Source organism: Rossellomorea sp. DUT-2, assembly GCF_052665285.1.
Map to the genome: position 1 here is coordinate 36,636 of NZ_JBQPEO010000003.1, position 22,104 is coordinate 58,739.

24 protein-coding genes and 1 pseudogene are annotated in these 22,104 nt (G+C 43.2%); 20 read left to right on the forward strand and 5 right to left on the reverse strand.

The genetic code is table 11. The annotated features are described in order from the left end of the window. Positions 1-5 precede the first annotated feature (5 nt). The 4 genes from ACOSV2_RS10995 (at position 6) to ACOSV2_RS11010 (ending at position 5,684) form a co-directional block, all read left to right on the forward strand. Positions 6-1,070, forward strand: a complete 1,065-nt coding sequence (locus ACOSV2_RS10995; protein WP_428975127.1) for a carbamoyl phosphate synthase small subunit — start codon at positions 6-8, stop codon at positions 1,068-1,070. Further along, positions 1,063-4,140 carry a carbamoyl phosphate synthase large subunit gene (locus ACOSV2_RS11000; RefSeq protein WP_428975128.1) on the forward strand — a complete coding sequence of 1,026 codons (3,078 nt, stop codon included), beginning with the start codon at positions 1,063-1,065 and terminating at the stop codon, positions 4,138-4,140. Before ACOSV2_RS10995 ends, ACOSV2_RS11000 begins: the two co-directional genes overlap by 8 nt. Next, entirely contained in the window at positions 4,137-5,084 is a 948-nt protein-coding gene (gene argF / locus ACOSV2_RS11005; protein WP_428975129.1) for an ornithine carbamoyltransferase, read from the forward strand. The genes ACOSV2_RS11000 and argF overlap by 4 nt, the downstream gene beginning before the upstream one ends. Positions 5,085-5,234: 150 nt before the next feature. Further along, positions 5,235-5,684, forward strand: coding sequence for a YueI family protein (locus ACOSV2_RS11010; RefSeq protein ID WP_428975130.1), 450 nt, complete (start codon positions 5,235-5,237; stop codon positions 5,682-5,684). Here the strand turns inward: ACOSV2_RS11010 and ACOSV2_RS11015 are convergent. After that, positions 5,681-5,911, reverse strand: a pseudogene (locus ACOSV2_RS11015) (AbrB family transcriptional regulator); the annotation flags it as partial. The gene ACOSV2_RS11010 and the pseudogene ACOSV2_RS11015 sit on opposite strands and share 4 nt — an antisense overlap. 213 nt (positions 5,912-6,124) lie before the next feature. Here ACOSV2_RS11015 and gatC point away from each other — a divergent pair. The 4 genes from gatC to ACOSV2_RS11035 all read left to right on the forward strand — a co-directional run bounded on the left by gatC (position 6,125) and on the right by ACOSV2_RS11035 (position 11,283). Continuing rightward, a complete protein-coding gene (gatC, locus tag ACOSV2_RS11020) occupies positions 6,125-6,415 on the forward strand; it encodes an Asp-tRNA(Asn)/Glu-tRNA(Gln) amidotransferase subunit GatC (protein WP_113968770.1) in 291 nt (96 codons plus the stop codon). Positions 6,416-6,427: 12 nt separating this feature from the next. Continuing rightward, a complete protein-coding gene (gene gatA, locus ACOSV2_RS11025; protein ID WP_113968511.1) occupies positions 6,428-7,888 on the forward strand; it encodes an Asp-tRNA(Asn)/Glu-tRNA(Gln) amidotransferase subunit GatA in 1,461 nt (486 codons plus the stop codon). A gap of 12 nt (positions 7,889-7,900) precedes the next feature. After that, positions 7,901-9,331 carry an Asp-tRNA(Asn)/Glu-tRNA(Gln) amidotransferase subunit GatB gene (gene gatB, locus ACOSV2_RS11030; protein ID WP_397553127.1) on the forward strand — a complete coding sequence of 477 codons (1,431 nt, stop codon included), beginning with the start codon at positions 7,901-7,903 and terminating at the stop codon, positions 9,329-9,331. 317 nt (positions 9,332-9,648) lie between these two features. Further along, on the forward strand, positions 9,649-11,283 hold the full coding sequence (locus ACOSV2_RS11035) for a M4 family metallopeptidase (RefSeq protein WP_428975872.1): 1,635 nt from the start codon (positions 9,649-9,651) through the stop codon (positions 11,281-11,283). A gap of 129 nt (positions 11,284-11,412) precedes the next feature. Here ACOSV2_RS11035 and ACOSV2_RS11040 read toward each other — a convergent pair whose 3' ends face one another. Further along, on the reverse strand, positions 11,413-11,568 hold the full coding sequence (locus ACOSV2_RS11040) for a hypothetical protein (protein ID WP_181778054.1): 156 nt from the start codon (positions 11,566-11,568) through the stop codon (positions 11,413-11,415). Between the two features lie 101 nt (positions 11,569-11,669). On the opposite strand from ACOSV2_RS11040, the gene ACOSV2_RS11045 reads away from it, so the two are divergent. The 6 genes from ACOSV2_RS11045 to ACOSV2_RS11070 all read left to right on the forward strand — a co-directional run bounded on the left by ACOSV2_RS11045 (position 11,670) and on the right by ACOSV2_RS11070 (position 15,705). Beyond that, the gene (locus ACOSV2_RS11045; protein WP_113968513.1) at positions 11,670-12,098 is read left to right on the forward strand and encodes a DUF4257 domain-containing protein; all 429 of its coding nucleotides are present in this window, start codon (positions 11,670-11,672) and stop codon (positions 12,096-12,098) included. Then, positions 12,064-12,228, forward strand: coding sequence for a hypothetical protein (locus tag ACOSV2_RS11050; protein WP_181778055.1), 165 nt, complete (start codon positions 12,064-12,066; stop codon positions 12,226-12,228). Before ACOSV2_RS11045 ends, ACOSV2_RS11050 begins: the two co-directional genes overlap by 35 nt. A gap of 425 nt (positions 12,229-12,653) precedes the next feature. After that, a complete protein-coding gene (locus ACOSV2_RS11055) occupies positions 12,654-13,220 on the forward strand; it encodes a thioredoxin family protein (protein ID WP_428975131.1) in 567 nt (188 codons plus the stop codon). Between the two features lie 181 nt (positions 13,221-13,401). Further along, positions 13,402-13,782: a helix-turn-helix domain-containing protein gene (locus ACOSV2_RS11060; protein WP_324746472.1), complete on the forward strand. Its 381-nt coding sequence runs from the start codon at positions 13,402-13,404 to the stop codon at positions 13,780-13,782. Between the two features lie 343 nt (positions 13,783-14,125). Continuing rightward, on the forward strand, positions 14,126-14,893 hold the full coding sequence (locus tag ACOSV2_RS11065; protein WP_428975132.1) for a class I SAM-dependent methyltransferase: 768 nt from the start codon (positions 14,126-14,128) through the stop codon (positions 14,891-14,893). A 14-nt stretch (positions 14,894-14,907) separates the two neighbouring features. Continuing rightward, positions 14,908-15,705 (forward strand): arylamine N-acetyltransferase, encoded by a 798-nt coding sequence (locus ACOSV2_RS11070; protein WP_428975133.1) that lies wholly within the window; start codon positions 14,908-14,910, stop codon positions 15,703-15,705. Positions 15,706-15,781: 76 nt separating this feature from the next. Here ACOSV2_RS11070 and ACOSV2_RS11075 read toward each other — a convergent pair whose 3' ends face one another. Continuing rightward, entirely contained in the window at positions 15,782-16,237 is a 456-nt protein-coding gene (locus ACOSV2_RS11075) for a DUF2269 family protein (RefSeq protein WP_428975134.1), read from the reverse strand. A gap of 277 nt (positions 16,238-16,514) precedes the next feature. Here ACOSV2_RS11075 and ACOSV2_RS11080 point away from each other — a divergent pair, with 277 nt between their 5' ends. Further along, complete coding sequence (locus tag ACOSV2_RS11080) at positions 16,515-17,429, forward strand: diacylglycerol kinase (protein ID WP_113968518.1); 915 nt, start codon at positions 16,515-16,517, stop codon at positions 17,427-17,429. Positions 17,430-17,477: 48 nt separating this feature from the next. Here ACOSV2_RS11080 and ACOSV2_RS11085 read toward each other — a convergent pair whose 3' ends face one another. Next, complete coding sequence (locus ACOSV2_RS11085; protein WP_428975135.1) at positions 17,478-17,828, reverse strand: hypothetical protein; 351 nt, start codon at positions 17,826-17,828, stop codon at positions 17,478-17,480. A 239-nt stretch (positions 17,829-18,067) separates the two neighbouring features. Here ACOSV2_RS11085 and ACOSV2_RS11090 point away from each other — a divergent pair, with 239 nt between their 5' ends. From ACOSV2_RS11090 to ACOSV2_RS11110, 5 genes are all read left to right on the forward strand, one after another. After that, positions 18,068-18,373, forward strand: a complete 306-nt coding sequence (locus tag ACOSV2_RS11090; RefSeq protein ID WP_428975136.1) for an antibiotic biosynthesis monooxygenase family protein — start codon at positions 18,068-18,070, stop codon at positions 18,371-18,373. Further along, positions 18,373-18,744, forward strand: a complete 372-nt coding sequence (locus ACOSV2_RS11095) for a hypothetical protein (protein WP_428975137.1) — start codon at positions 18,373-18,375, stop codon at positions 18,742-18,744. Before ACOSV2_RS11090 ends, ACOSV2_RS11095 begins: the two co-directional genes overlap by 1 nt. A 136-nt stretch (positions 18,745-18,880) precedes the next feature. Next, entirely contained in the window at positions 18,881-20,257 is a 1,377-nt protein-coding gene (gene rlmD, locus ACOSV2_RS11100) for a 23S rRNA (uracil(1939)-C(5))-methyltransferase RlmD (RefSeq protein ID WP_428975138.1), read from the forward strand. A gap of 16 nt (positions 20,258-20,273) precedes the next feature. Next, positions 20,274-20,504, forward strand: a complete 231-nt coding sequence (locus ACOSV2_RS11105; protein ID WP_428975139.1) for a helix-turn-helix domain-containing protein — start codon at positions 20,274-20,276, stop codon at positions 20,502-20,504. 36 nt (positions 20,505-20,540) lie between these two features. Beyond that, the gene (locus tag ACOSV2_RS11110; RefSeq protein ID WP_299741356.1) at positions 20,541-20,735 is read left to right on the forward strand and encodes a YwbE family protein; all 195 of its coding nucleotides are present in this window, start codon (positions 20,541-20,543) and stop codon (positions 20,733-20,735) included. 171 nt (positions 20,736-20,906) lie between these two features. Here the strand turns inward: ACOSV2_RS11110 and ACOSV2_RS11115 are convergent, their stop codons facing one another. Continuing rightward, positions 20,907-22,097, reverse strand: a complete 1,191-nt coding sequence (locus tag ACOSV2_RS11115; protein ID WP_397553118.1) for an NRAMP family divalent metal transporter — start codon at positions 22,095-22,097, stop codon at positions 20,907-20,909. Positions 22,098-22,104: the final 7 nt, after the last annotated feature.

Sequence of the window (22,104 nt, forward strand, 5' to 3'; positions counted from 1 at the left end):
GTCTCATGTCAGGTTACTTATGTTTAGAAAATGGAAAGACCTTTATAGGGGAAGTCACAATGGATGAAGAAGATCCCGTTCAGGGTGAGATTGTATTTTTTACGGGGATGACGGGATACCAGGAAGTACTGACCGACCCTTCCTATAAAGATCAAATCGTTGTTTTCACCTATCCGCTCATCGGTCAATATGGCGTGAACGTAGATGACTTCGAGAGCTCAAAGCCGCAGGTGAAAGGGGTCATCATGCTCCAATCACCGGAGTTGTATTCCCATTATCATGCCACTTCTTCCCTTAAAGACTATCTCGGGAAGTGGAAGATTCCCTACATGACAGGTGTGGATACGAGGCAGGTAGTGAAGGCGATCCGTGATGTTGGAAGTCAAAATGCGTGTATATCTTATACAGAAGTGCTTCCTGAAAAAGAGAAACTCACAGGCCAAATCGAAAAGGTAGCCTTTTCTCAGATCCGTAAGATGGGGAGTGGAAGCAAGCATATAGCCGTCGTCGATTTCGGTGTGAAAAAATCGATTCTATCCAGTCTGGTAAAGATGGATTGTCTTATTACCGTCATTCCCTATCATCAGCTTGAGCTTCTGGATCAGATGAACGTGGACGGATTGGTGTTGTCGAACGGTCCGGGAGATCCGAAAGAAATGATGAGTCTTTTACCCGAGCTGAAGGAAAAAATCATGGAGCTTCCGACCCTCGGAATTTGTCTAGGGCATCAATTAATCGCTCTGGCACTCGGAGGAAATACCGAACGACTATTATTCGGTCATAGAGGAGCGAATCATCCTGTCATCGACAACCAAACCGGAGAGGTGTTTATCACATCACAAAATCATAATTACGTCGTGAACGGGGCCAGTTTAACAGGAACCGGGTTGGAACCGCGTTTTATGAACGTCAATGATGGTTCCCTTGAAGGGCTTCAACATATAAGCAAGCCTATCCTTTCAGTTCAATTTCATCCTGAAGCGCGTCCGGGCCCGGAGGATGCTTCGTGGATATTCGAACAATTCTATCAAACGATTAAACAACCAGGGAGAGAGAAGATGTATGCCTAAAGATTCCAGTATTCAAAAAATCCTCATAATCGGATCAGGCCCTATCATCATCGGGCAAGCAGCAGAGTTTGATTACTCAGGTACACAAGGGTGCCTTGCCCTGAAGGATGAAGGTTATGAAGTGATTCTCGTGAACCATAACCCGGCGACGATCATGACAGATACGACCTACGCCGACAAAGTGTACTGCGAGCCCTTAACGGTCAAAACATTAACTGCGATTATCGCTAGTGAACGTCCTGATGGAATCGTCGCAAATCTTGGAGGTCAAACCGCTCTGAATCTTGCAGTGGAGCTGGATGAAAGAGGGGTTCTTGAGAAGTATGGAGTGACACTGCTTGGGACCTCTGTGGATTCGATTCAAAAAGGGGAAGACAGAGAGAAATTTCGAACCTTGATGAACACTTTGGGACATCCAACGGCAGAAAGTGCTATCGTACACGATCTTCAAGGGGCTATCCTTTTTTCTGAAAAGATTTCCTTCCCGATCATAGTGCGCCCGGCTTATACATTGGGGGGGAGAGGCGGCGGCATCGCTTCTACCAGGAAGGAATATAGTAAACTCGTTCAAACCGGGTTAAAGGCGAGCCCGATTCATCAAGTGCTGGTGGAAAAAAGCATCGCCGGGTTCAAAGAGATTGAGTATGAAGTCATGAGAGATTCGAAAGGAAATTGTATATCCGTCTGTAATATGGAAAATTTCGACCCTGTTGGTGTCCATACGGGTGACTCCATCGTCGTCGCTCCGTCCCAAACCCTGACAGATCAAGAGTTTCATATGCTCCGTACAGCTGCGTTTAATATTATCAGTGCGCTAGAAGTGGTGGGAGGATGCAATATACAATTTGCTTTAGAACCTAACAGTAACCAATACTATGTAATTGAAGTGAACCCAAGGGTGAGCAGGTCTTCTGCTTTGGCATCGAAGGCAACGGGCTATCCCATCGCCAAAATAGCGGTGAAGCTTGCTGTGGGCTATACGTTGAACGAAATTATCAATCCGCTGACGAGAACTACTTTTGCAAGCTTTGAACCGGCTCTTGATTACGTGGTCGTCAAGTTTCCAAGATGGCCATTCGATAAATTCCCAAAGGCGAATCGGGGGCTCGGAACGAAGATGAAAGCAACGGGTGAAGTGATGGCGATCGAGCGTTCGTTAGAGGCTGCTTTTCATAAAGCTCTTCAGTCGTTGGATCTGTCCTTAGGAAACATATATAACGAACTGGCTGGCTTATCTCATAAAGAGCTTGAAGAGAGGATTGGAACACCAACGGATCTTCGCTGTTTTGAACTGCTGGAATTGTTGAGAAGAGGCCATTCGATTCACACTCTTCATGAAAAGACAGGAATCGATAAGCTGTTCTTGTCTATCTTGAGTAACTTAGTATTCATGGAAAATAAACTAAGAACGTCCGACTTCACTTCTGATCTTTTGAAAGAAGCAAAGCAGTTCCGGTTTGAGGATAAAACCATTGCCGGATTAATGGGGAAACCGGAAGCGTCCATTGGAAAAATGAGAGTGGAGGAAGGAATTGTGCCCGCCTTTAAAATGGTGGATACATGTGCAGGTGAATTCGAAGCGATCACCAATTATGCCTACTCTACTTATTATGGAGACAATGAGATTCAACCGTTACAAGGAGAGAAGAAGGTCCTGATTGTTGGAGCGGGTCCGATTCGAATCGGTCAGGGAGTCGAGTTTGACTACAGTGCCGTTAAGGCGATTCACAGATTGAAAGAGCATGGATACACGACCATCATGGTGAACAATAATCCGGAAACCGTGAGTACGGATTATGAGACGGCAGATCGATTGTACTTTGAACCTATTACGAAAGAATCGCTCCTTTCCATTATTCAGCATGAGAATGTCGATACCGTACTCGTTCAATTCGGAGGACAAACGGCATTAAACCTGGCTTCTATATTAGAGAAGGAAGGTACCCGATTATTTGGGACGTCTTCAGATATCATTGACCATGTAGAGGATCGTGAACGTTTTTATCAACTGCTTGATGAACTGGAGATCCCCCGTGTAAAAGGAGATATCTGCCACAGTAAAGAGGAGGCATTACAAGTAGCACACAACTTAACCTTTCCTCTTCTTTGCCGTCCATCCTATGTGATTGGAGGAAAAGGGATGGTGAAAGTAACGACACAAACCGAGCTACAGAAGTTCATACAGGAAGCGGATGCAGACTACTATCCTATTTTAATGGATGAATTCAAAGAAGGTCAGGAAATCGAAGTTGACTTGGTGGGGGACGGAGACGGAGTGTATGTACCCGGAGTGATGGAGCATATTGAACGTGCAGGCGTCCATTCAGGGGACAGCATGTCTATTTTTCCTTCTGAATCCCTGTCAATTGAAATCAAGAGAACGATTGAAGGCTATGCCCGGAAGATTGTGTCTTCCCTTCATTACAAAGGGATCATGAACATTCAATTTTTGCTGCAAGGTGAAGAGGTATTCATGTTGGAAGTGAACCCAAGAGCAAGCAGGACGGTTCCGGTGGTCAGCAAGGTTCTTGGTTACTCATTAATCGATATGGCGACAGACCTTATGTGCGATGAGACGTTGAAGATAGACGCCTTTAGCCCTCCTTCAGAAATAGACGTTGTTGGAGTGAAGTATCCTGTATTTTCATCACATGCCCTGCCGGAGATCGATCAAACACTCGGGGCCAATATGAAGTCAACGGGAGAAGGATTATGTCTTGGTAAGACGGTTGAAGAAGCCCTGTATAAAGTATTTGAAGGGTTGCATGAAGCTATAGAAACTGGTGGGACGGTTTATATAGATAGTGACCAGAAAGAATTAAAACAGTATCAGACTTCTACGGAAACTTCGTTTAGTGACTGGGTTGAAACAAGCAATGCTTCTGTGTATTTCAGTCATGAAGAAACGGTTGAAATGAAGAAGAGAAGAATTGCAGCGTTAGAAGCAGGGGTCACCGTTTTAACGGAAGCAGAGACCTTATTGGCCTTTATTCGAAGTATGAAAGTGAATAAAGTGAACCCTATTCCATTGGCACCATCAAAATCCGTACAGGGAGTGAGCAGAGTATGATGAATACAAATGTTGCGACGTCGCCGGTTTCCTTGAAAGGGAGAGATCTTGTCACGTGGTTGGATTACACAACGGAAGAGGTACATGAGCTCTTAGCACTGGCTCAGTATTTGAAGAAAAATCCTTGTTCAAAGGTGTTGGAAGGAAAGACACTTGGGATGATTTTTGAAAAGTCGTCCACAAGAACCCGTGTCTCTTTTGAAGCGGGAATGCTCCAGATGGGAGGTCATGCCATCTACCTGAATGCCCGTGATATACAGCTAGGTAGAGGAGAGTCGATCGCAGATACGGCACGGGTTCTTTCTTCTTATGTGGATGGCATCATGATCCGTACGTTTGAAACTCAGAAAGTTACAGAACTGGCCCAATACGCGGATGTTCCAGTCATCAACGGACTATGCGATACGTACCATCCTTGTCAGGCGTTGGCGGATGTTCTCACGATTTTGGAGCTGAAGGGAACGCTGAAAGGATTGAAGGTTGTGTATATAGGGGACGGAAATAATGTGGCACACTCCTTTATGATTCTTTGTGCGAAGCTTGGAATGGACGTCGTCGTTTCTTGTCCTGAAGGCTATGAACCCGCTAAAGAGATTGTCGGGAAGACGGTGAAGATTGCCGGAATGAACGGCGGCAGCTTTACGCTTTCTTACGATCCGGTTGAAGCGGTAAAGAATGCGGATATCGTATACACCGATGTATGGGCAAGCATGGGGCAGGAGGAAGAAGCGAGTAAGCGTCTTAAAGACTTCAAGCCTTATCAGGTGAATGAACAGCTACTTCAGCATGCTGCACCCGAAGTGAAATTTCTCCATTGTCTTCCGGCACACCGTGAAGAAGAAGTGACAGCGGCTGTCATAGACGGGCCATGTTCTGCTGTATTTCAGCAAGCGGAGAATCGATTACATGTACAGAAGGCCATACTGCAATCACTATTTGTTTAAAGCCAAAAGGTCCGCTTCTTGATGGAAGCGGACCTTTTAGTTGCCTGAAAGCATTTCCATAAGAGAAAATAGTACTGAACCAAACAAACACATGTAAACATATAGTGTAGGAGAAACTGTAATGAGACCGTTTTGGAGGTGCTTGTGGTTTTGAGTAAACCAACGATTGATGATTACCTGGATAATGGAATATATGGTCAGAAGCAAACGAAGCCTGATGAAAGAAGAAAGTTTCTCGGGAGCTTGCGGGAACGAATCGTCATTGCCCTGACTCAGAGTCAGGTAAGGGAAAAGGGAGTGTACAAGGAAGTTCAGGAGAGCCTGAAGAAGCATCCAGAGGCGAAGCTTTTATTAAATGGTAATATGAGCTACTCCTACTTATCTAAATACATCAAGCTCGCTGATACGTATCATGTCTCGTTTTCAATGGTGACAAATAAGGAGATCGAAACCGATATTGGCCTTGTCCTCGCTTATGATCATGCCGTTGATAAAGAAGAAATCTATGTGAAGAAAAAAAGTGAAAAGACCTCTGAAGCTAAAACGAAGCAAAAGCCAAAGAAAAGCCTATTTTCATCGATTAAAAACAAGCTTTTCTAATACTGTTTGCCCTTTTGAAAGAAAGAGAGTTTAAACAGTCCTTTCAAACTCGCTGGTATGATAAACAGAATAAACAATATCCGAAACAAGTGATATCCGGTAATGATGGAAAGATCTGCGTTGACGGCTTGTCCCACTATGGTCTTCTCGGCCATTCCCCCGGGAGCCAGGCTAATAAAGGCAGTAAGAAATGTAATGTCATGCCAGCGACTTAATACAAAGCTTTGGCCCCCGCAGCATTCACAATACCCCCACCCAAGGTCCGTCCCTCACAAAATGGCACATACCCTTCCGATTCGTGGTAGAATGAATGGAGGTATGGACAAGTATCCGCCATGATCTTAACCATCGTTATCTCTTATCATAGTTGCTTTAATGAAGCGAATTTTGGTATTATCAATAGTATTGTGAGTGTTCGAACATATACGGAGGTGAAGAAGATGACTAGAATTTCTGAAGAGCAAGTAAAGCATGTTGCCCACCTTGCGCGACTAGCCATCACAGAGGATGAAGCGAAAAAGTTTACAACTCAATTAGATGCGATTATCGGGTTTGCCGAGCAGCTGAATGAATTGGATACTTCAAATGTGGAAGCAACGAGTCATGTGTTGGATATGAAGAACGTTATGCGTGAAGATAAGCCTGTTGAAGGACTGCCACGTGAAGAAGTACTAAAGAACGCACCAGACAAACAAGATGGACAAGTACGCGTTCCATCGATCTTGGACTAAGGAGGGGACCTCATGTCATTATTTGACCATAAATTATCAGAGCTTCATGAGCTTTTACATAAGAAAGAAGTATCTGTCACAGATCTTGTAGACGAATCATATAAACGTATTGATGCCGTTGAAGATAAAGTAAAAGCATTTTTAACATTAGATGAAGAAAATGCCCGCAGTAAAGCGAAAGAAATGGATGCAAAGCTTGGTACAGACGAAAGCAAAGGTCTGCTATTCGGAATGCCGATCGGGATTAAAGATAATATCGTAACAAAAGGACTTCGTACAACATGTGCCAGTAAAATCCTTGAAAACTTCAATCCGATTTATGATGCTACGGTTATCAATAAATTACATAGTGCCGATACGATTACGATCGGAAAACTGAATATGGATGAGTTCGCGATGGGTTCATCTACTGAGAACTCCGGTTTCCAGAAAACGAGCAATCCATGGAATCTTGAAACGGTTCCCGGTGGATCTTCAGGTGGTTCAGCAGCATCCGTTGCAGCTGGAGAAGTACCTTTCTCACTGGGGTCGGATACAGGTGGATCGATTCGCCAGCCAGCAGCATTCACGGGTACTGTCGGATTAAAACCAACTTACGGACGTGTATCCCGTTTCGGTCTTGTAGCATTCGCTTCTTCACTGGATCAAATCGGACCGATCACTCGTAACGTAGAAGACAATGCCTATTTACTGCAAGCGATCGCTGGTCTTGATCCGAATGATTCTACTTCAGCGAATGTTGAGGTTCCGAACTACGCGGCAGCTCTGACAGGCGATGTGAAAGGCTTGAAGATTGCTGTGCCGAAAGAATATTTAGGTGAAGGTGTCGGCGAAGAAGCCCGTCAATCAGTGCTTGCTTCATTGAAAGTGTTGGAAGGCATGGGAGCTACATGGGAAGAAGTTTCTCTTCCTCACTCTAAATTTGGTGTTTCAACGTACTACTTATTAGCGTCATCTGAAGCTTCTGCAAACCTTGCCCGTTTCGATGGTGTTCGTTACGGTTACCGCACTCCAAACGCAGAGAACCTTCTTGATCTTTACAAGAAAACCCGTGCAGAAGGATTTGGGGATGAAGTGAAGCGTCGCATTATGCTTGGAACCTTTGCATTGAGTTCTGGATACTATGATGCTTACTACAAAAAAGCACAGCAGGCCCGCACACTGATCAAGAAAGATTTTGAAGATGTATTTGCAAAATATGATGTCATTATTGGACCAACAACACCAACTCCAGCTTTCAAAATCGGTGAAAAAATCGATGATCCATTAACGATGTATGCAAACGATATTTTAACGATTCCAGTAAACCTAGCAGGTGTACCGGGAATATCTGTACCTTGTGGATTCTCTTCAACTGGATTGCCACTTGGACTGCAAATCATCGGAAAGCATTTTGACGAAAGCACGATTTATCGCGTAGCGCATGCGTTCGAGCAAGCTACAGACTTCCATACAAAAAGACCACAACTGTAAGGGGTGAAATCAATGAACTTTGAACCAGTAATCGGACTAGAAGTCCACGTAGAATTAAAAACGGACAGTAAGATGTTCTCTCCGGCACCGAACCATTTTGGAGCAGAGCCGAACACGAATACGAACGTCATCGACCTTGGATATCCCGGCGTACTTCCCGTGGTGAACAAGCGTGCCATTGAGTTCGGAATGAAAGCCGCAATCGCATTGAATTGTGAAATCGCAACGGATACGAAGTTTGACCGTAAAAACTATTTCTATCCGGATAACCCGAAAGCGTACCAAATTTCTCAATTTGACAAGCCGATTGGTGAAAACGGCTGGATCGAAATTGAAGTGAACGGCGAGAAGAAACGCATCGGAATCACTCGCCTTCACCTGGAAGAAGATGCTGGAAAGCTGACGCACTCAGGAGACGGTTATTCCCTTGTCGACTATAACCGCCAAGGTACTCCTCTTATTGAAATTGTATCTGAGCCGGACATCCGCACACCGGAAGAAGCGTATGCGTATCTTGAGAAACTGAAATCCATCATTCAATACACAGGAGTTTCCGATTGTAAGATGGAAGAAGGCTCGCTTCGTTGTGACGCCAACATTTCCCTCCGTCCAATCGGCCGGGAAAAGTTCGGAACGAAAGCCGAGCTTAAAAACCTGAACTCCTTTAACTTTGTTAAAAAAGGATTGGAGTATGAAATCGTCCGTCAGGAAAAGGTCCTTTTATCCGGAGGAATGATTCAACAGGAAACGCTTCGTTTCGATGAATCAACAGGTAAAACGATCCTCATGCGTGTCAAAGAAGGATCGGATGATTACCGGTACTTCCCTGAACCTGATTTATTACACCTCCACATCGATCAAGAGTGGATGGACCGCATCCGTGCAGAGATTCCTGAGCTTCCGGATGAGCGTAAAAAGCGCTATGTAGAAGATTTGGGCTTACCGGCGTATGATGCCATGGTTCTCACATTGACGAAAGAAATGTCTGATTTCTTCCAGGAAACCGTTGAGGCAGGAGCGGATGCGAAGCTTGCGTCCAACTGGTTGATGGGTGAAGTTTCAGCTTACTTAAATGCCGGTCAAAAAGAGCTTGAAGATGTTAAGCTGACTCCTCAAGGGTTAGCTGGCATGATTGCGTTAATCGAAAAAGGAACGATTTCTTCCAAGATTGCGAAAAAAGTGTTCAAAGAACTAGTGGAAAACGGCGGAGATCCAGAACAAATCGTGAAAGATAAGGGTCTTGTTCAAATCTCTGACGAAGGTGCCTTACTCAAGATTGTGACGGAGACCCTCGATGCCAATCCACAATCCATCGAAGATTACAAGAACGGGAAAGACCGCGCCATCGGCTTCCTCGTTGGTCAGATCATGAAAGCAACAAAAGGCCAGGCCAACCCGCCGCTTGTAAACAAACTGCTGCTTCAAGAAATTCAAAAACGCTAAAAATATAGCCACAGCCCCTGGAAACCTTATATTTCCAGGGGCTGTTTTTGTACGGAAGAGGGACGGACCTTGAAATAAATTCAAGGTCCGTCCCTCTTTTTAGTTCAAGTTTTCCTGAAAAGCAAGTTTTCCCTGCGTTTTGTGTAGGTATTTTAACCCGATATTGAAAAAGGAAAAATGTAGGTCTAATAACTCATTCGTTGTGGATAGTGCTTGTACTATAGTTAACCTAATGTTTTTAATAATTAGAAAATTCTAATAAAGAGGTGTTGTAATTGAAGAAAAAAGTCGTTGCATTAGGGTTAACAGCAGGGTTAATGATGAGCCCGGTATTTTCTCCGGAAGCATTGGGTGCTCCGAATGTGAGTGAAAAGGTAAACTTCAATGAGAAGACGGGGACTCCTCAGTTTATATCGGGGAAATTAACCAAGGCATCCACCAATTCCCCGGAAACAATTGTATTTGATTACTTAATGGAAAAACAAAAGGCCTTCAAGTTCAAAGGTGACTCCAAGCTTTCCTTCAAAGTGACAGAAAAAAGGAAGGATGATTTAGGATTTACATATCTCCGTATCCAGCAGGTATATAAAGGAACGCCTGTATACGGAGCAGTTCTAACAGCTCATGTGAATAAGGAGGGTGTCTTGACTGCATTATCGGGAGCACCAGCTACGAACCTGGATCAAAAACAAAATCTGAAACAAACCAAAAAATTATCTAAGAAAGAAGCAGTTTCGGCAGGGGAAAAAGACCTGGTAGCCCTTGTAGGCAGCCAACCTGACTATGAATATGCACCGAAATCCGATTCAGTGATTTATATGAAAGATGGGGAAGCCCATTACGCTTATCTCGTAAACTATAATTTCCTTGCCCCGGAACCAGGGAACTGGAATTATTTCGTTGATGCTGTGACAGGTGACATTCTGGGGAAAGTAAATGAGCTTCATGAAGCGAAAGGTGTAGGCGGTGGCAAGCCTGGCGGCGGTGGAGGTCCCGGAAGTGGTGGAACCGATGCAGTTGGATCAGGAACAGGGGTACTGGGAGACACGAAATCGTTAAATACCTACCTCTCATCGTCTACTTATTATTTACAGGACCGTACAAGAGGCGGGGGAGTATTCACCTATGACGCAGGGAGTCGTACCCGTCTGCCAGGTTCCCTATGGGCAGACAGTGACAATCTATTCAATGCAAGCTATGATGCAGCTGCTGTAGATGCTCACTATTACGCAGGTCAAACTTACGATTATTACGCCGATACACATAACCGAAACAGTTATGATGGGAATGGCGCAGCCCTCAATTCAACGGTTCATTATGGCCGAAACTACAATAATGCATTCTGGAATGGACAGCAAATGGTATATGGTGATGGAGACGGCTCAACATTTGTTGCTCTTTCAGGAGGATTGGACGTTGTAGCACATGAGCTAACACATGCCGTAACGGATACAACAGCTGATCTGATTTACCAAAATGAGTCAGGGGCTATCAACGAATCTATGTCTGATATCTTTGGAACATTGGTAGAATACGATACAAATAATAATCCTGATTGGGAGATCGGGGAAGACATCTACACGCCTAATCAAGGTGGGGACGCTCTTCGCTCCATGTCTGATCCGGCAAAATACGGTGATCCGGATCACTATTCTGTAAGATACACAGGGACGCAGGACAATGGTGGGGTTCATATCAATAGTGGAATAGGAAATAAAGCGGCCTATCTGCTAAGTCAGGGTGGAACTCACTATGGTGTGAAGGTGACGGGAATCGGTACGGATAAAACCGGAGCGATCTATTACCGTGCATTAACTCAATACTTGACACCATCTTCAAACTTTAGCCAGCTTCGTTCAGCAGCGGTTCAAGCGGCTACAGATCTATATGGTGCAGGAAGTGCCGAGGTGGCGAGTGTGAACGCCGCGTACAATGCAGTAGGTGTCAATTAAATAGACTGATTGAATAGAAGGGCTGTTATGGCTCTTCTTTTCTTTGTTTTAAAAAGTTCCTGAACTTTATCAAGGCATGAGGGTAGTTTGTGCACGGTGGATATTTTTTCGGCACTTTCTCATTGAATGTTATATTTGCTTCCTTTTGGCTTTCTCCAGGATCTGTTTAGCCAAGCGGTAATAGGTATCCGCTTCGACTTTTGATTCAGCTCTCTTTAAATGCATCATGTAGTTTTGGAATCGAAGTTTGTCGACTGACGAGACTTTCATCACGATTTTTCTCATTTTGGCACTCCTTTAGTGGACAAAATTGCGTCCAATTATCTATTCTGAATTTTCTGTAAATAATGTATAATAATAGTAAATGATTCCAGAGGGTGGATAGAATGTCCTTATTCGAAGTGATCTTGTTGCCAATGTTAATGGGTGGTATTGGAGGCTTAGGACATATTCTGGTTTTCAAAAATGGTCATTTCACTTTTCCGCGAAAATTTATCGATGACCAAGGTGAGAAGCACTATCTTTTTGGCTCAACAAAGGATATTATCATAGGCATTCTAGCAGGATATCTGTCAGTATTACCGGTTGTTGAAACTGTCCCGATCTGGTATGTCATCTATATCAGTTTATTATCAGGAATCGGGGGAAGTTCCGTCATCACACGAAAAATCGAACAAAATTTAGCAAACACCAAAGCGTCTTATATCCAAGAGCTATCTCATTATCAGCTCGAACCGACCTCTAAGGGAGGATCTCCAAACCATAATGAGGTGAAACCTGTTGGCGAAGTGGAGGAAAAAAAGAATCAAGGTTGAACTGCCACCAGAAGACTATGAAAAAGCAAATCAGTATATAAAAAGACTGAAGGAGGCAGATAGCCTAGTCGAGCTGAACTACTACTATAATAAAGTGGCAAAAATAATTGAGAAATCACAAGATGTCTAAGATGAGTCAATTGAAGAGTAGTCCTATACCTATCTAATTTAACCAAAAAATGTGAGGATGAAACTGACAATTGAGTCAGCTTTTTTTCTGTTAAGGAAAGATGTATGATAGATACTTCTCTTCGCATACTTATCTATTTCCCTCCCCCTCTGGAAAGAAAGCCTGAGGAGTAGCAGTATGCTATTCCTTTTTTTTGTTGCAGAGTGTTAATAGAAGGAGTTCATAAGAACCTGTAAACCTGTCCATTACGGTGCTTTTCTTATATTATATTCCTACAGGCATAATCGTACAATTGAAATTTTAAATAGAATAAAAAGTATATTTTCCTTGTGGAATAAGACAAACATGAATATGCTATAAAGAGAAATTAAGAGAAATGTTGTTCGTGCTTCACTGGAATGTGTGGCGCTGAGGGAGGAAGAAACATGAACTTAGAACAATGGTTCAGTAAAGGGATGACACCTGAAGATTACTTGGAATATATGAGTGTACATAAAGAAAATACCGAAGCGATCAAGAAAAACTTTACGATTCCACGCGAAGACATAGAGGTATTGAATATACTTGGAGAACACTCTTTACGAGTGATTGCCATTACGGAGGATTGGTGTGGGGATGCCATGCTGAATATCCCCATTTTGTTAAAAGTGGCAAAATCCGCTGACATCGATGTCCGCATGATTTTACGGGACGAAAACCTTGAACTGATGGATCAATACTTAACGAATGGCATATCGAGAGCGATTCCCATTTTTATTTTCATCGATCGTGATGGGAATGAGAAGCTTGTATGGGGTCCAAGAGCCCCTATGGTGAAGAAAATCGTGGATGATGAACGTGCGAAGCTGCCGCCGAAGGATCATGAGCTTTTCCCGGAAAAGCAGAAGGAAATGATTCAACGCTTAACTTCTCAATATACTAAAGACCAAGAAGTATGGCAGGAAGTGTATGAAAGCCTGAAAACGAGTCTCGTCCAGAATGTGCTGATGTAAAACGAAACGAATAGTAGAAGACATCCGGTCGGTTCCTGGTGTCTTCTTTTTTTAGGATAAGATGCCTTCACACTCACTCAAAATTGAATGGTAAAAAGTACCCGTCGACATGGGATTTTTTCCCGGTTCACGAATGACGGAATTCGCGTTAATATGGTAGAGGATGAGGAGCTGAAGCATCATGATTCACCAAAAGACAAATACAATTGTAATAGAAGCGCTAAATAAATTTCCCCATAAAATTCACATAAAACTGGGAGAAATCCTGCGTGAAAGAGGATTGACACAAGGCGATCTTCATCGCTTAACAGGGTTGAGAGTGGCTACGATTAATGAGCTAGTGAATTTCAAGAAGAAATCCTTAACGGTGGCTCATCTTGTTTCCATTATGATCGCCCTTAGAATTACAGACATTCGTGACCTCATCGAAGTAGAATTTGATCAAGAAGTTCAAGACTACTTCAATGAAGAAAATCAACGAATGAAAAATGGGTTCACTCCAGACCTGACAAAAACCGCTGAACAAAACGTAAAGCGAATCGCAGCTGGAGCAAACAACTAAACATCATTACATCTCAAACGGTCATTTCTGATGACCGTTTTTTTTAGGTTGGGGACGGACCTCTGTTTCTTATTCGTTTTCCCTTCTCAAATGTTAGAAATATAATATAACTCAAGGTTTATAACCAGGCAAAACAGGATAATCCCTTAAAGTAAGAGTGTATTTAGAAGATTTTTAATTATTACGATATAAAAATCGTCAAGGTCCGTCCCTGGCAGGAGTTTTGGGACAGGGTACAGAATGTAGTAGGTATGGTGTTGTTGGCAGGGTTTTGTGATGGAGTTGACATGAAATCGTAATGCTCATTCGAGGGAAATTCAATTATGATAGGGGAAGAGAGTATATGGAAGTTAATTTTGGTCATGTGACCTCTCGTTATGCTGCGTCTGGTGAGGATATTCCGCATCAATTTTTTGATACATTAAAGGTGAGGGGAATTGTGTGGGAAGGAAGAAAGGTAGCTGAAATTGGGTCGGGTACCGGTGCTTTGACACGAAAGCTGCACAAGCGTGGAGCAGAAGTGATCGGGGTCGAGCCGTCCATTGAGCTTAGGAAAGCTGCCAAGGCATTAGAGAGTAAGCAATACTTGGACATCCCATATCTTACAGGTACAGCTGAATCTACGAATCTGCCAGATCAGTACTATGATATCACGATGATTCACAGAAGCTGGCATTTATTCGACCGTCCAAAGGCAATCAGCGAAATGAAACGGATATTGAAGGAAAAAGGGACGTTCATTGTGAGTGATTCAACCTTCGTTCCGGATCATGAAGTGGTAAAAGATACGATGACGTTTTTAAATGAATATATAGATATGACTCCCTCGGGATCAGGGAATCAATTGAATGGAATTCCTGTGGAATGGTTGTTAGAATGGCAGGAAGCTGACTTTAACTTGAAAGACTTTTACACATTTTATTACGCAGTCGACTTTACGTTACAGTCCTGGTGTGAGCGGGTAGGCTCCTTAACTTGGTTCTCTCATTTAGAGGGTAGCGAGAAAGAGGGATTACTCCAATCATTACATACGTTCCTGTCCGGGCGTTACGATCCTATTCGTGAGTTTACTCTTCAGCACCAGTTTACAGTCTGCCTGATGAAAAAGTAGAAAGAGTGATCGGATTGGAAGCAGTAAAAAAATATGTACATTATTTAAATATGGATGAAGAGCCGCCTACATTGAACTATTTGCAACGACTTATCCAACAGCACTTGATCAGGATCCCATATGAGACCTTTAGTAAATTTTATTACTTTTCTCAAGGTGAATCCTTTGTGCCTTCCTTGCACACTTTCGCAGAGAATCTCCACTCTAAAGGGTGGGGAGGCACCTGTTTTACATTAAACATCAACTTTGGAAGACTGCTGAAAAAGTTAGGCTTCCATTGTCAGTTTGTCAGAGTGCAACCAGGTCATCTTGGTTTAATGATTACCATCGATAATCGCAAGCTCTATGTGGATGTTGGATATGGATCCCCGATCATGAAGCCTGTGGAGCTTGAAGCGAGGCAGAAGCATCTTCTTCACGGTTTCGGGGAAGAAATCATTTTTACCCAGAAAGATATTCGTGAATTTGAAGTGGATCGACGTTCAAATGGCAAATCCTTTGTCAAAAAAACCATAGAGTGGATCCCGTTAGAGGAAGAAGAATTAGAGTCCGATATAGAAGCATCTTACTTGGATTCTGATGATAACATTACAATGAGAAGAATCACCGCAGTCCGCTTCCAGGGCAATCAGTGCTACTTTCTTCGCAATCAGACCTTGAAAGTGATGACCTACAGAAACATCCGTGAATATCAAATGAAAGATTTTGATAAGTGGAAAGATATCGTCGGGGAAGTCTATCACTTTGATGCAACATCCCTGCAGGAGTCCATCCAGTTTTTACAACAACGGAATATCAAGCTGTTCCCATAGGCCGTCTGGAATATCGTGTTGATATTCTGGATGGTTTTTTGTCTGTACGTGAAATCATTCATTCGCACTACTTTAATTAAGGCTTCATGATCATAAAAATAAAAAGAAGTACCCCTAGAAAGGATACAAGATAAAAGTAACGGTCCATGGTCTCCAGATGTCGTTGGATTTCTTCAGGAGGTGCCCCTGTAAGGTGTTCATTTTCCGGTAAGGATATCCATTCGTTGATTTTTTTAGAGACGGGCGTGATGAAGCCGATGACAATGATTTGAATGAAAACATAAAGTAGGACAGACCCCAGAATCCACAGCTGTGCAAAGCTGCCATAGTCCCCTATATAAAAAAGGATGAACCCCGTTAACACGGCAATGCTTCCGCCAATTTTAGGGAAGTACTCCAATCGTTTATTCAATTCCGTCGTAACCTTTAATTGTTCAATGGTTTTGTCTGGCCTGGTTAAAACGTGAGCAAAGAAAGTTGGCCCGACCCCTATAATGGCAGACAGCACATGTAAAAGAATCAACCATTCCATCTGAGCACCTCCATGATGAGTAATCTATAAACATTACGAATGAGAGTGCCGATTTATGTATTTTTTATTACTACAATAAGGGGGAAGTGCTTTACAAATTTCATTTTTCATTAGATTTTTCCAGCGAAAAGAGTTATGATATTGACCGGTAGACACTTTATAATAAATGACCTGCGGAATAAAAATTGCATGAATAAAAATAATAAGTATATGATGTTAAAAGATGGAATATAAAAGGACGAGTCTTAGGAATTAATACAGATTAGGATGATGGGGTATGAAACGAGCAAGAATTATTTATAATCCTACTTCTGGTCGAGAGCTATTCAAAAAGCACCTTGCAGAAGTATTAATCAAATTAGAACAAGCAGGATACGAAACCTCCGTTCACGCAACCATTTGCGAAGGAGATGCCACTGAAGCGGCACGAATTGCTGTAGAACGTAAATACGATATCGTTGTCGCTGCTGGTGGAGACGGCACGTTAAATGAGGTAGTCAACGGATTAGCCGAACAGGATTACCGACCTAAGCTTGGAATAGTTCCAATGGGGACAACGAATGACTTCGCAAGGGCTCTTCACATTCCAAAGGATATTGGATCAGCCATTGATGTCATCACAAAGGGTGAAACCATTCCTGTCGATATCGGGCGCATGAATGAACGCTACTTCATTAATATCGCCGGTGGAGGAAGAATAACCGAATTGACCTATGAAGTGCCGAGCAAGCTTAAGACGATGATGGGGCAGCTTGCCTACTATTTAAAAGGGATTGAAATGCTTCCCTCCATCAAGCCGACGGACGTTTCCATCGAGTATGATGGAAAGCTGTTTGAAGGGGAAGCAATGCTGTTCCTGATTGGTTTAACCAACTCAGTTGGTGGCTTTGAAAGGTTGGCTCCGGATGCGTCAATCAATGATGGCTTATTCTCGCTTTTGATTTTAAAGAAAACGAATTTGGCCGAGTTTATCCGCATTGCAACATTGGCCGTTCGAGGTGAGCATGTAAATGATCCCAACGTCATTTACACACAGGCCAATCGAATCAAGATCAAAGCAAAAGAAAAGGTGCAGCTGAATGTAGATGGCGAGCTGGGAGGAGTCCTTCCTGCAGAATTTGAAAACCTTTACCGCCATTTGCAGGTATTTGTCCCTCTTGATAAAATCCGCCCGGAAGATAAAGCTGAATGATGAAAAGGAATGCCATTTGGGGTGATGGCATTCCTTTTTTTATTCTTCTCAATTTACTAACAAAAACACACTAAATGACAATGGGAAACCAATCAGAAAGCCCCATCCGATCTGTTGTTTATGCCGGAACGGAACTTTTCTCACGATCCAGGACAAAATGTGGGCGATGATCACAAATGTAAAGACCCATATCAATTGTCCGACCACAAACACAAATAGATAAGCTAGTATGGATTCTTTATTTAATAAAAGGGAAATCCCGAATCCAAAGGTCAAGGTTAAAAATGTGACTGCAATGAATATGTAGGGTAGCCACCATCTTCTTGACTTGAGAGCGAATAACACCCCAAGAAAAACATTCCCTACCAGGATAAGGTTGACTAAGAAGTCCGGGTTCATGTTTATCTACCTTCTTTTCTAGAATTGTTGCACATACCATTTTACCCTTTCTTCAACGCATAAAACGAGGTAAGTTTTAACAACCCGACTAGGAAATGTATAGTCATGAACCCCCTTATGGCTTGAGAGTGTCATATAGTGAAATTTTGTTAAATTTTGTATTCCCTCTCACTTAGTGACTATGTTACAGTGGATTAAAAGTATGTCGGACATATAGTGCCACTGGAAGGGTGAATTCAATGTATATCGTACATTCAACATTTGTAGTTCCTGATGAGAAGGCGGATGAAGTGATTTCAATCTACCATTCCCGTTCAGGTTTAGTAGACGAAGCGGAAGGGTTTCAGCGATTCCTCCTCTTACAAAATGAGAAAAAGCCGGGAGAAATCACGGTTCATATGGAATGGGATTCGAAGGAGCACTTCATGACGTGGGTGCAAAGTGAGGACTATAAACGGATTCACGAACTGGAGAAGAAATATCCGGATCAGGAGCTCGCATCCATTATTCCATCGATTGATCGCTTTAAGGTGGTGGCTTTCTGATGGAAAATAAGTATAAGAGTGTCATAGATGAAGCAGTTGAAAGATTGTACGAACGATACCCTGAATTAGCAGTAAAGTACGGTGAGGCCGGAAGAAAGAAATGCTACGAAGACAATGTTCACCACTTTAACTATCTGGAATCGGCATCAGATGTCGGTGAATCAAACGTTTTTTCTGATTATGCCCTTTGGTTGAACAGTGTGCTGGTGAGCAGAGGTATGAAATCAGATCACCTTATTGATAATTTCAGATGTATCATCGAATCTCTTGAAATGAGCGGTGTTGAAAAGGGTGAAGACTTCAAACTTTATCTCAATGAAGCAATCAAGTCCATTCAAAAGGCAGATCGTGAAAACATGCCGGCAAACTAAACGATAAAAGCATCGAGCCATAGAGGTCGATGCTTTTTTTATAGAGAGGGACGGACCTCCAGTCATTTCATTCTCCACCCCCATTTATGGTACAATCAGTAGAGTCTTAAAAAGGAATTCGTAAAGGAAGATATACGTGAGTAAAAAAGCACCAGTTCAAAAAAATGATTATATAGATGAAGCGGTATTTGAAGACTTAACCCATGATGGGAATGGCGTGATGAAGGTTGAGGGTTATCCGTTATTCGTCCCAAATGCCCTGCCAGGTGAGGAAGGGAAGGTTAAAGTCGTGAAACCGGGTAAAGGCTATGGATTTGGTCGACTGACAGAGCGAACCAAAGAAAGTCCGTTTCGCCAGGAGCCTCCATGTCCGATTTACAAAGAATGCGGTGGCTGCCAAATTCAGCACATGACCTATAAAGGACAGCTGCAGGCAAAAGAAAAAAATGTCAGCGATGTCATGCAGCGTATCGGAAAGCTTCATGACGTCTTTGTTCACCCGGTTTTGGGAATGAAAGAACCATGGCGCTACCGCAATAAAGCCCAAGTACCTGTAGGGGAAAAAGACGGGCGCTTTGTTGCCGGCTTCTATCAAAAACGAAGCCATGAAATCATCGATATGGACAAATGTATCATCCAGTATGAAAAAAATGATGAAGTGATTCAGCATGTGAAGAATATATGCGAGAAACTGGAGGTCCGTCCCTATGATGAGAAGAATCATAAAGGGACCCTGCGTCATATTATGACCCGGACGGCTTATACGACGGGTGAAGTGATGGTCGTATTGGTGACTCGTACACCGGAGCTTCCTCATAAGAATGCAATCATCGATGCTCTTGTCGAGAATATTGAAGGGTTAAAATCGATTGTTCATAACGTGAATCCTAAAAAAACAAATGTGATCATGGGAGATTCCACACGCGTCCTGTGGGGGGAAGAAGTGATCCATGACTATATCGGGGACGTGAAGTTTGCGATCTCGGCAAGATCCTTCTACCAGGTAAATCCTGAACAAACGAAGGTGCTTTATGATAAAGCATTGGAATATGCTGATTTACAAGGAGAAGAAACGGTCATTGATGCGTATTGCGGGATTGGAACGATATCCTTATTCCTTGCCCAAAAGGCAAAGAAGGTGTATGGAGTTGAAATCGTCCCACAGGCGATAGAAGATGCGAAGAAGAATGCAGAGTTGAATGATATGACCAATGTAGAGTTTGAAGCAGGACCTGCAGAAGTCGTCATTCCCACGTGGTATAAAGATGGAATCAGAGCCGACGTCCTGGTAGTGGATCCTCCACGGAAGGGCTGCGATGAAGCGCTTCTGAATACCATCCTGTCCATGAAGCCGAAGCGCGTTGTCTATGTATCCTGTAACCCTGCGACACTTGCCCGTGACCTAAGAATTTTAGAGGATGGCGGGTACAAGACAACCGAGGTCCAGCCTGTTGATATGTTTCCGCAAACGATGCACTGTGAAGCCGTTGCGAAGATTGAGTTAGTAGAATAAGCGAGGAAGAAAGCCGATGTATCTCACAATTAAAGAAACAGCCGAATATCTGTCACTGCCGGAATCGTATATTGAGAGCCTCATTCAGCAAAATAAAATACGGGCGGTCCATGACGGAGATCAATATTTAATATACCGGGACCAATTCAATCAGCATCTGGAGCAAATGGAAAAAATGAAGCGTCAGCTTGCTGAATACCTAAGTGAACCGATTCCGGATGATATCGATGTGAAGGATGAAGACTAGCCTTTCGGAAATCACCTAATGAAACGAGGAAATACAATGAGCGGACAACAACGTTCCAATATCAAACAAGGTCTTGAAGTGGATATCGTCCTGAAAAAAGACCAAAGAACAAACAAACTGACACGCGGGGTTGTAAAAGATATTTTAACCAATTCACCGAATCATCCCCACGGAATCAAAGTCCGGTTAGAAGATGGACAAGTTGGGCGAGTGAAGAATATTATTCAGTAGTGTAAGGAGAGAGAGGCCATTGGTGGCCTCTTTTTTATCTTTGGGTAGTTTTTATTTTGGTGCCAGGCACAAAAGTGTAGATCGGTGCCTGGCACCAAACAAGTCTCCGCCATCGAATCCCATAAACTAAAAGGCCTCGATCCATAACGGATCGAGGTCCTTCTTTTACACTTAACTAAACAATTGAGGAATGCCTTTGATTAGCGCGTATACACCCATGTAGGACATGGCAACGACAATCAACGCACCGAAAATGGTCATCCAGATCGGGTGCTTGTAATCACCGACGATTTTGGTTTTATGAGCGGCGATCAGCATAACTCCCAATGCTATTGGCAAAATCAATCCATTAAGTGCACCAACGAGGATTAAAATCGCGACAGGCTTACCTACAATGACGAATACTAGTGTTGAAACGGTAATGAATCCAACGATTAGCCACTTATGATATTTCTCGAGAAGTGGGCTGAACGTTCTAATGAAGGACACCGATGTATAAGCAGCGCCCACAACAGATGAAACAGCAGCGGACCACATGACGATCCCGAACATCTTGTAACCAATATCACCGGCAGCCAGTTGGAATACGGAGGCTGGCGGGTTGGAAGGGTCCAATTGCAGACCTTGTGACACAATTCCTAAAGCTGCAAGGAAAAGGAAGATTCGCATGATGGACGCGATACCGATTGCGGATACTGAGCTTTTCGTAATCTCAGGAAGTGCTTGTTTCCCTGTTATTCCGGCTTCTAGTAGCCTGTGACCACCTGCGAATGTGATATATCCACCAACGGTTCCGCCTACGAGCGTAATGATGGCCAGAAAATCAATGGTGTCTGGTGCAAATGTTTTCGTAACGGCTTCTCCTACAGGAGGATTTGCTGTAAACATCACGTACACCGTAAGCATAATCATGAGTAACCCGAGGATCTGGGCGAACTTGTCCATTAATCTACCGGCTTCTTTCACCAGGAAGATTCCTACTGCGACAATTCCACTGAATAATGCGCCCATTTCAGGCGAAATACCAAACAGGACATTCGTACCTAATCCAGCTCCGGCGATATTTCCAATGTTAAAGGCCAATCCGCCCAGCACTATTAGGATGGCAAGGAAGTAACCTAATCCCGGCAAGACATCGTTGGCAATATCCTGAGCCCTTTTTTCAGAAATGGCAATGATGCGCCATATATTAAGCTGGGCACCAATATCAATGAGGATCGAAACAAGGATGACGAAACCAAAGCTTGCCGCCAGGGTTTGAGTAAATACGGTCGTTTGAGTCAGGAAGCCTGGTCCGATGGCGGATGTGGCCATTAAGAACGCAGCCCCTAACAATACGCTGAAATTTGATTTTTTCTTCAAGAATTTC

Bases quoted from the DNA above. Each gene is read 5' to 3' on its own strand.
- gatA (WP_113968511.1), top strand. From the start codon at position 6,428: ATGTCATTATTTGACCATAAATTATCAGAGCTTCATGAGCTTTTACAT.
- ACOSV2_RS11065 (WP_428975132.1), top strand. From the start codon at position 14,126: ATGGAAGTTAATTTTGGTCATGTGACCTCTCGTTATGCTGCGTCTGGT.
- ACOSV2_RS11085 (WP_428975135.1), bottom strand. From the start codon at position 17,828: ATGAACCCGGACTTCTTAGTCAACCTTATCCTGGTAGGGAATGTTTTT.
- ACOSV2_RS11090 (WP_428975136.1), top strand. From the start codon at position 18,068: ATGTATATCGTACATTCAACATTTGTAGTTCCTGATGAGAAGGCGGAT.
- gatC (WP_113968770.1), top strand. From the start codon at position 6,125: ATGACTAGAATTTCTGAAGAGCAAGTAAAGCATGTTGCCCACCTTGCG.
- ACOSV2_RS11000 (WP_428975128.1), top strand. From the start codon at position 1,063: ATGCCTAAAGATTCCAGTATTCAAAAAATCCTCATAATCGGATCAGGC.
- ACOSV2_RS11035 (WP_428975872.1), top strand. From the start codon at position 9,649: ATGATGAGCCCGGTATTTTCTCCGGAAGCATTGGGTGCTCCGAATGTG.
- ACOSV2_RS11095 (WP_428975137.1), top strand. From the start codon at position 18,373: ATGGAAAATAAGTATAAGAGTGTCATAGATGAAGCAGTTGAAAGATTG.
- ACOSV2_RS11055 (WP_428975131.1), top strand. From the start codon at position 12,654: ATGAACTTAGAACAATGGTTCAGTAAAGGGATGACACCTGAAGATTAC.
- ACOSV2_RS11110 (WP_299741356.1), top strand. From the start codon at position 20,541: ATGAGCGGACAACAACGTTCCAATATCAAACAAGGTCTTGAAGTGGAT.
- gatB (WP_397553127.1), top strand. From the start codon at position 7,901: ATGAACTTTGAACCAGTAATCGGACTAGAAGTCCACGTAGAATTAAAA.
- ACOSV2_RS11075 (WP_428975134.1), bottom strand. From the start codon at position 16,237: ATGGAATGGTTGATTCTTTTACATGTGCTGTCTGCCATTATAGGGGTC.
- argF (WP_428975129.1), top strand. From the start codon at position 4,137: ATGATGAATACAAATGTTGCGACGTCGCCGGTTTCCTTGAAAGGGAGA.
- ACOSV2_RS10995 (WP_428975127.1), top strand. From the start codon at position 6: ATGTCAGGTTACTTATGTTTAGAAAATGGAAAGACCTTTATAGGGGAA.
- ACOSV2_RS11045 (WP_113968513.1), top strand. From the start codon at position 11,670: ATGTCCTTATTCGAAGTGATCTTGTTGCCAATGTTAATGGGTGGTATT.
- ACOSV2_RS11105 (WP_428975139.1), top strand. From the start codon at position 20,274: ATGTATCTCACAATTAAAGAAACAGCCGAATATCTGTCACTGCCGGAA.
- ACOSV2_RS11040 (WP_181778054.1), bottom strand. From the start codon at position 11,568: ATGAGAAAAATCGTGATGAAAGTCTCGTCAGTCGACAAACTTCGATTC.
- ACOSV2_RS11080 (WP_113968518.1), top strand. From the start codon at position 16,515: ATGAAACGAGCAAGAATTATTTATAATCCTACTTCTGGTCGAGAGCTA.
- ACOSV2_RS11060 (WP_324746472.1), top strand. From the start codon at position 13,402: ATGATTCACCAAAAGACAAATACAATTGTAATAGAAGCGCTAAATAAA.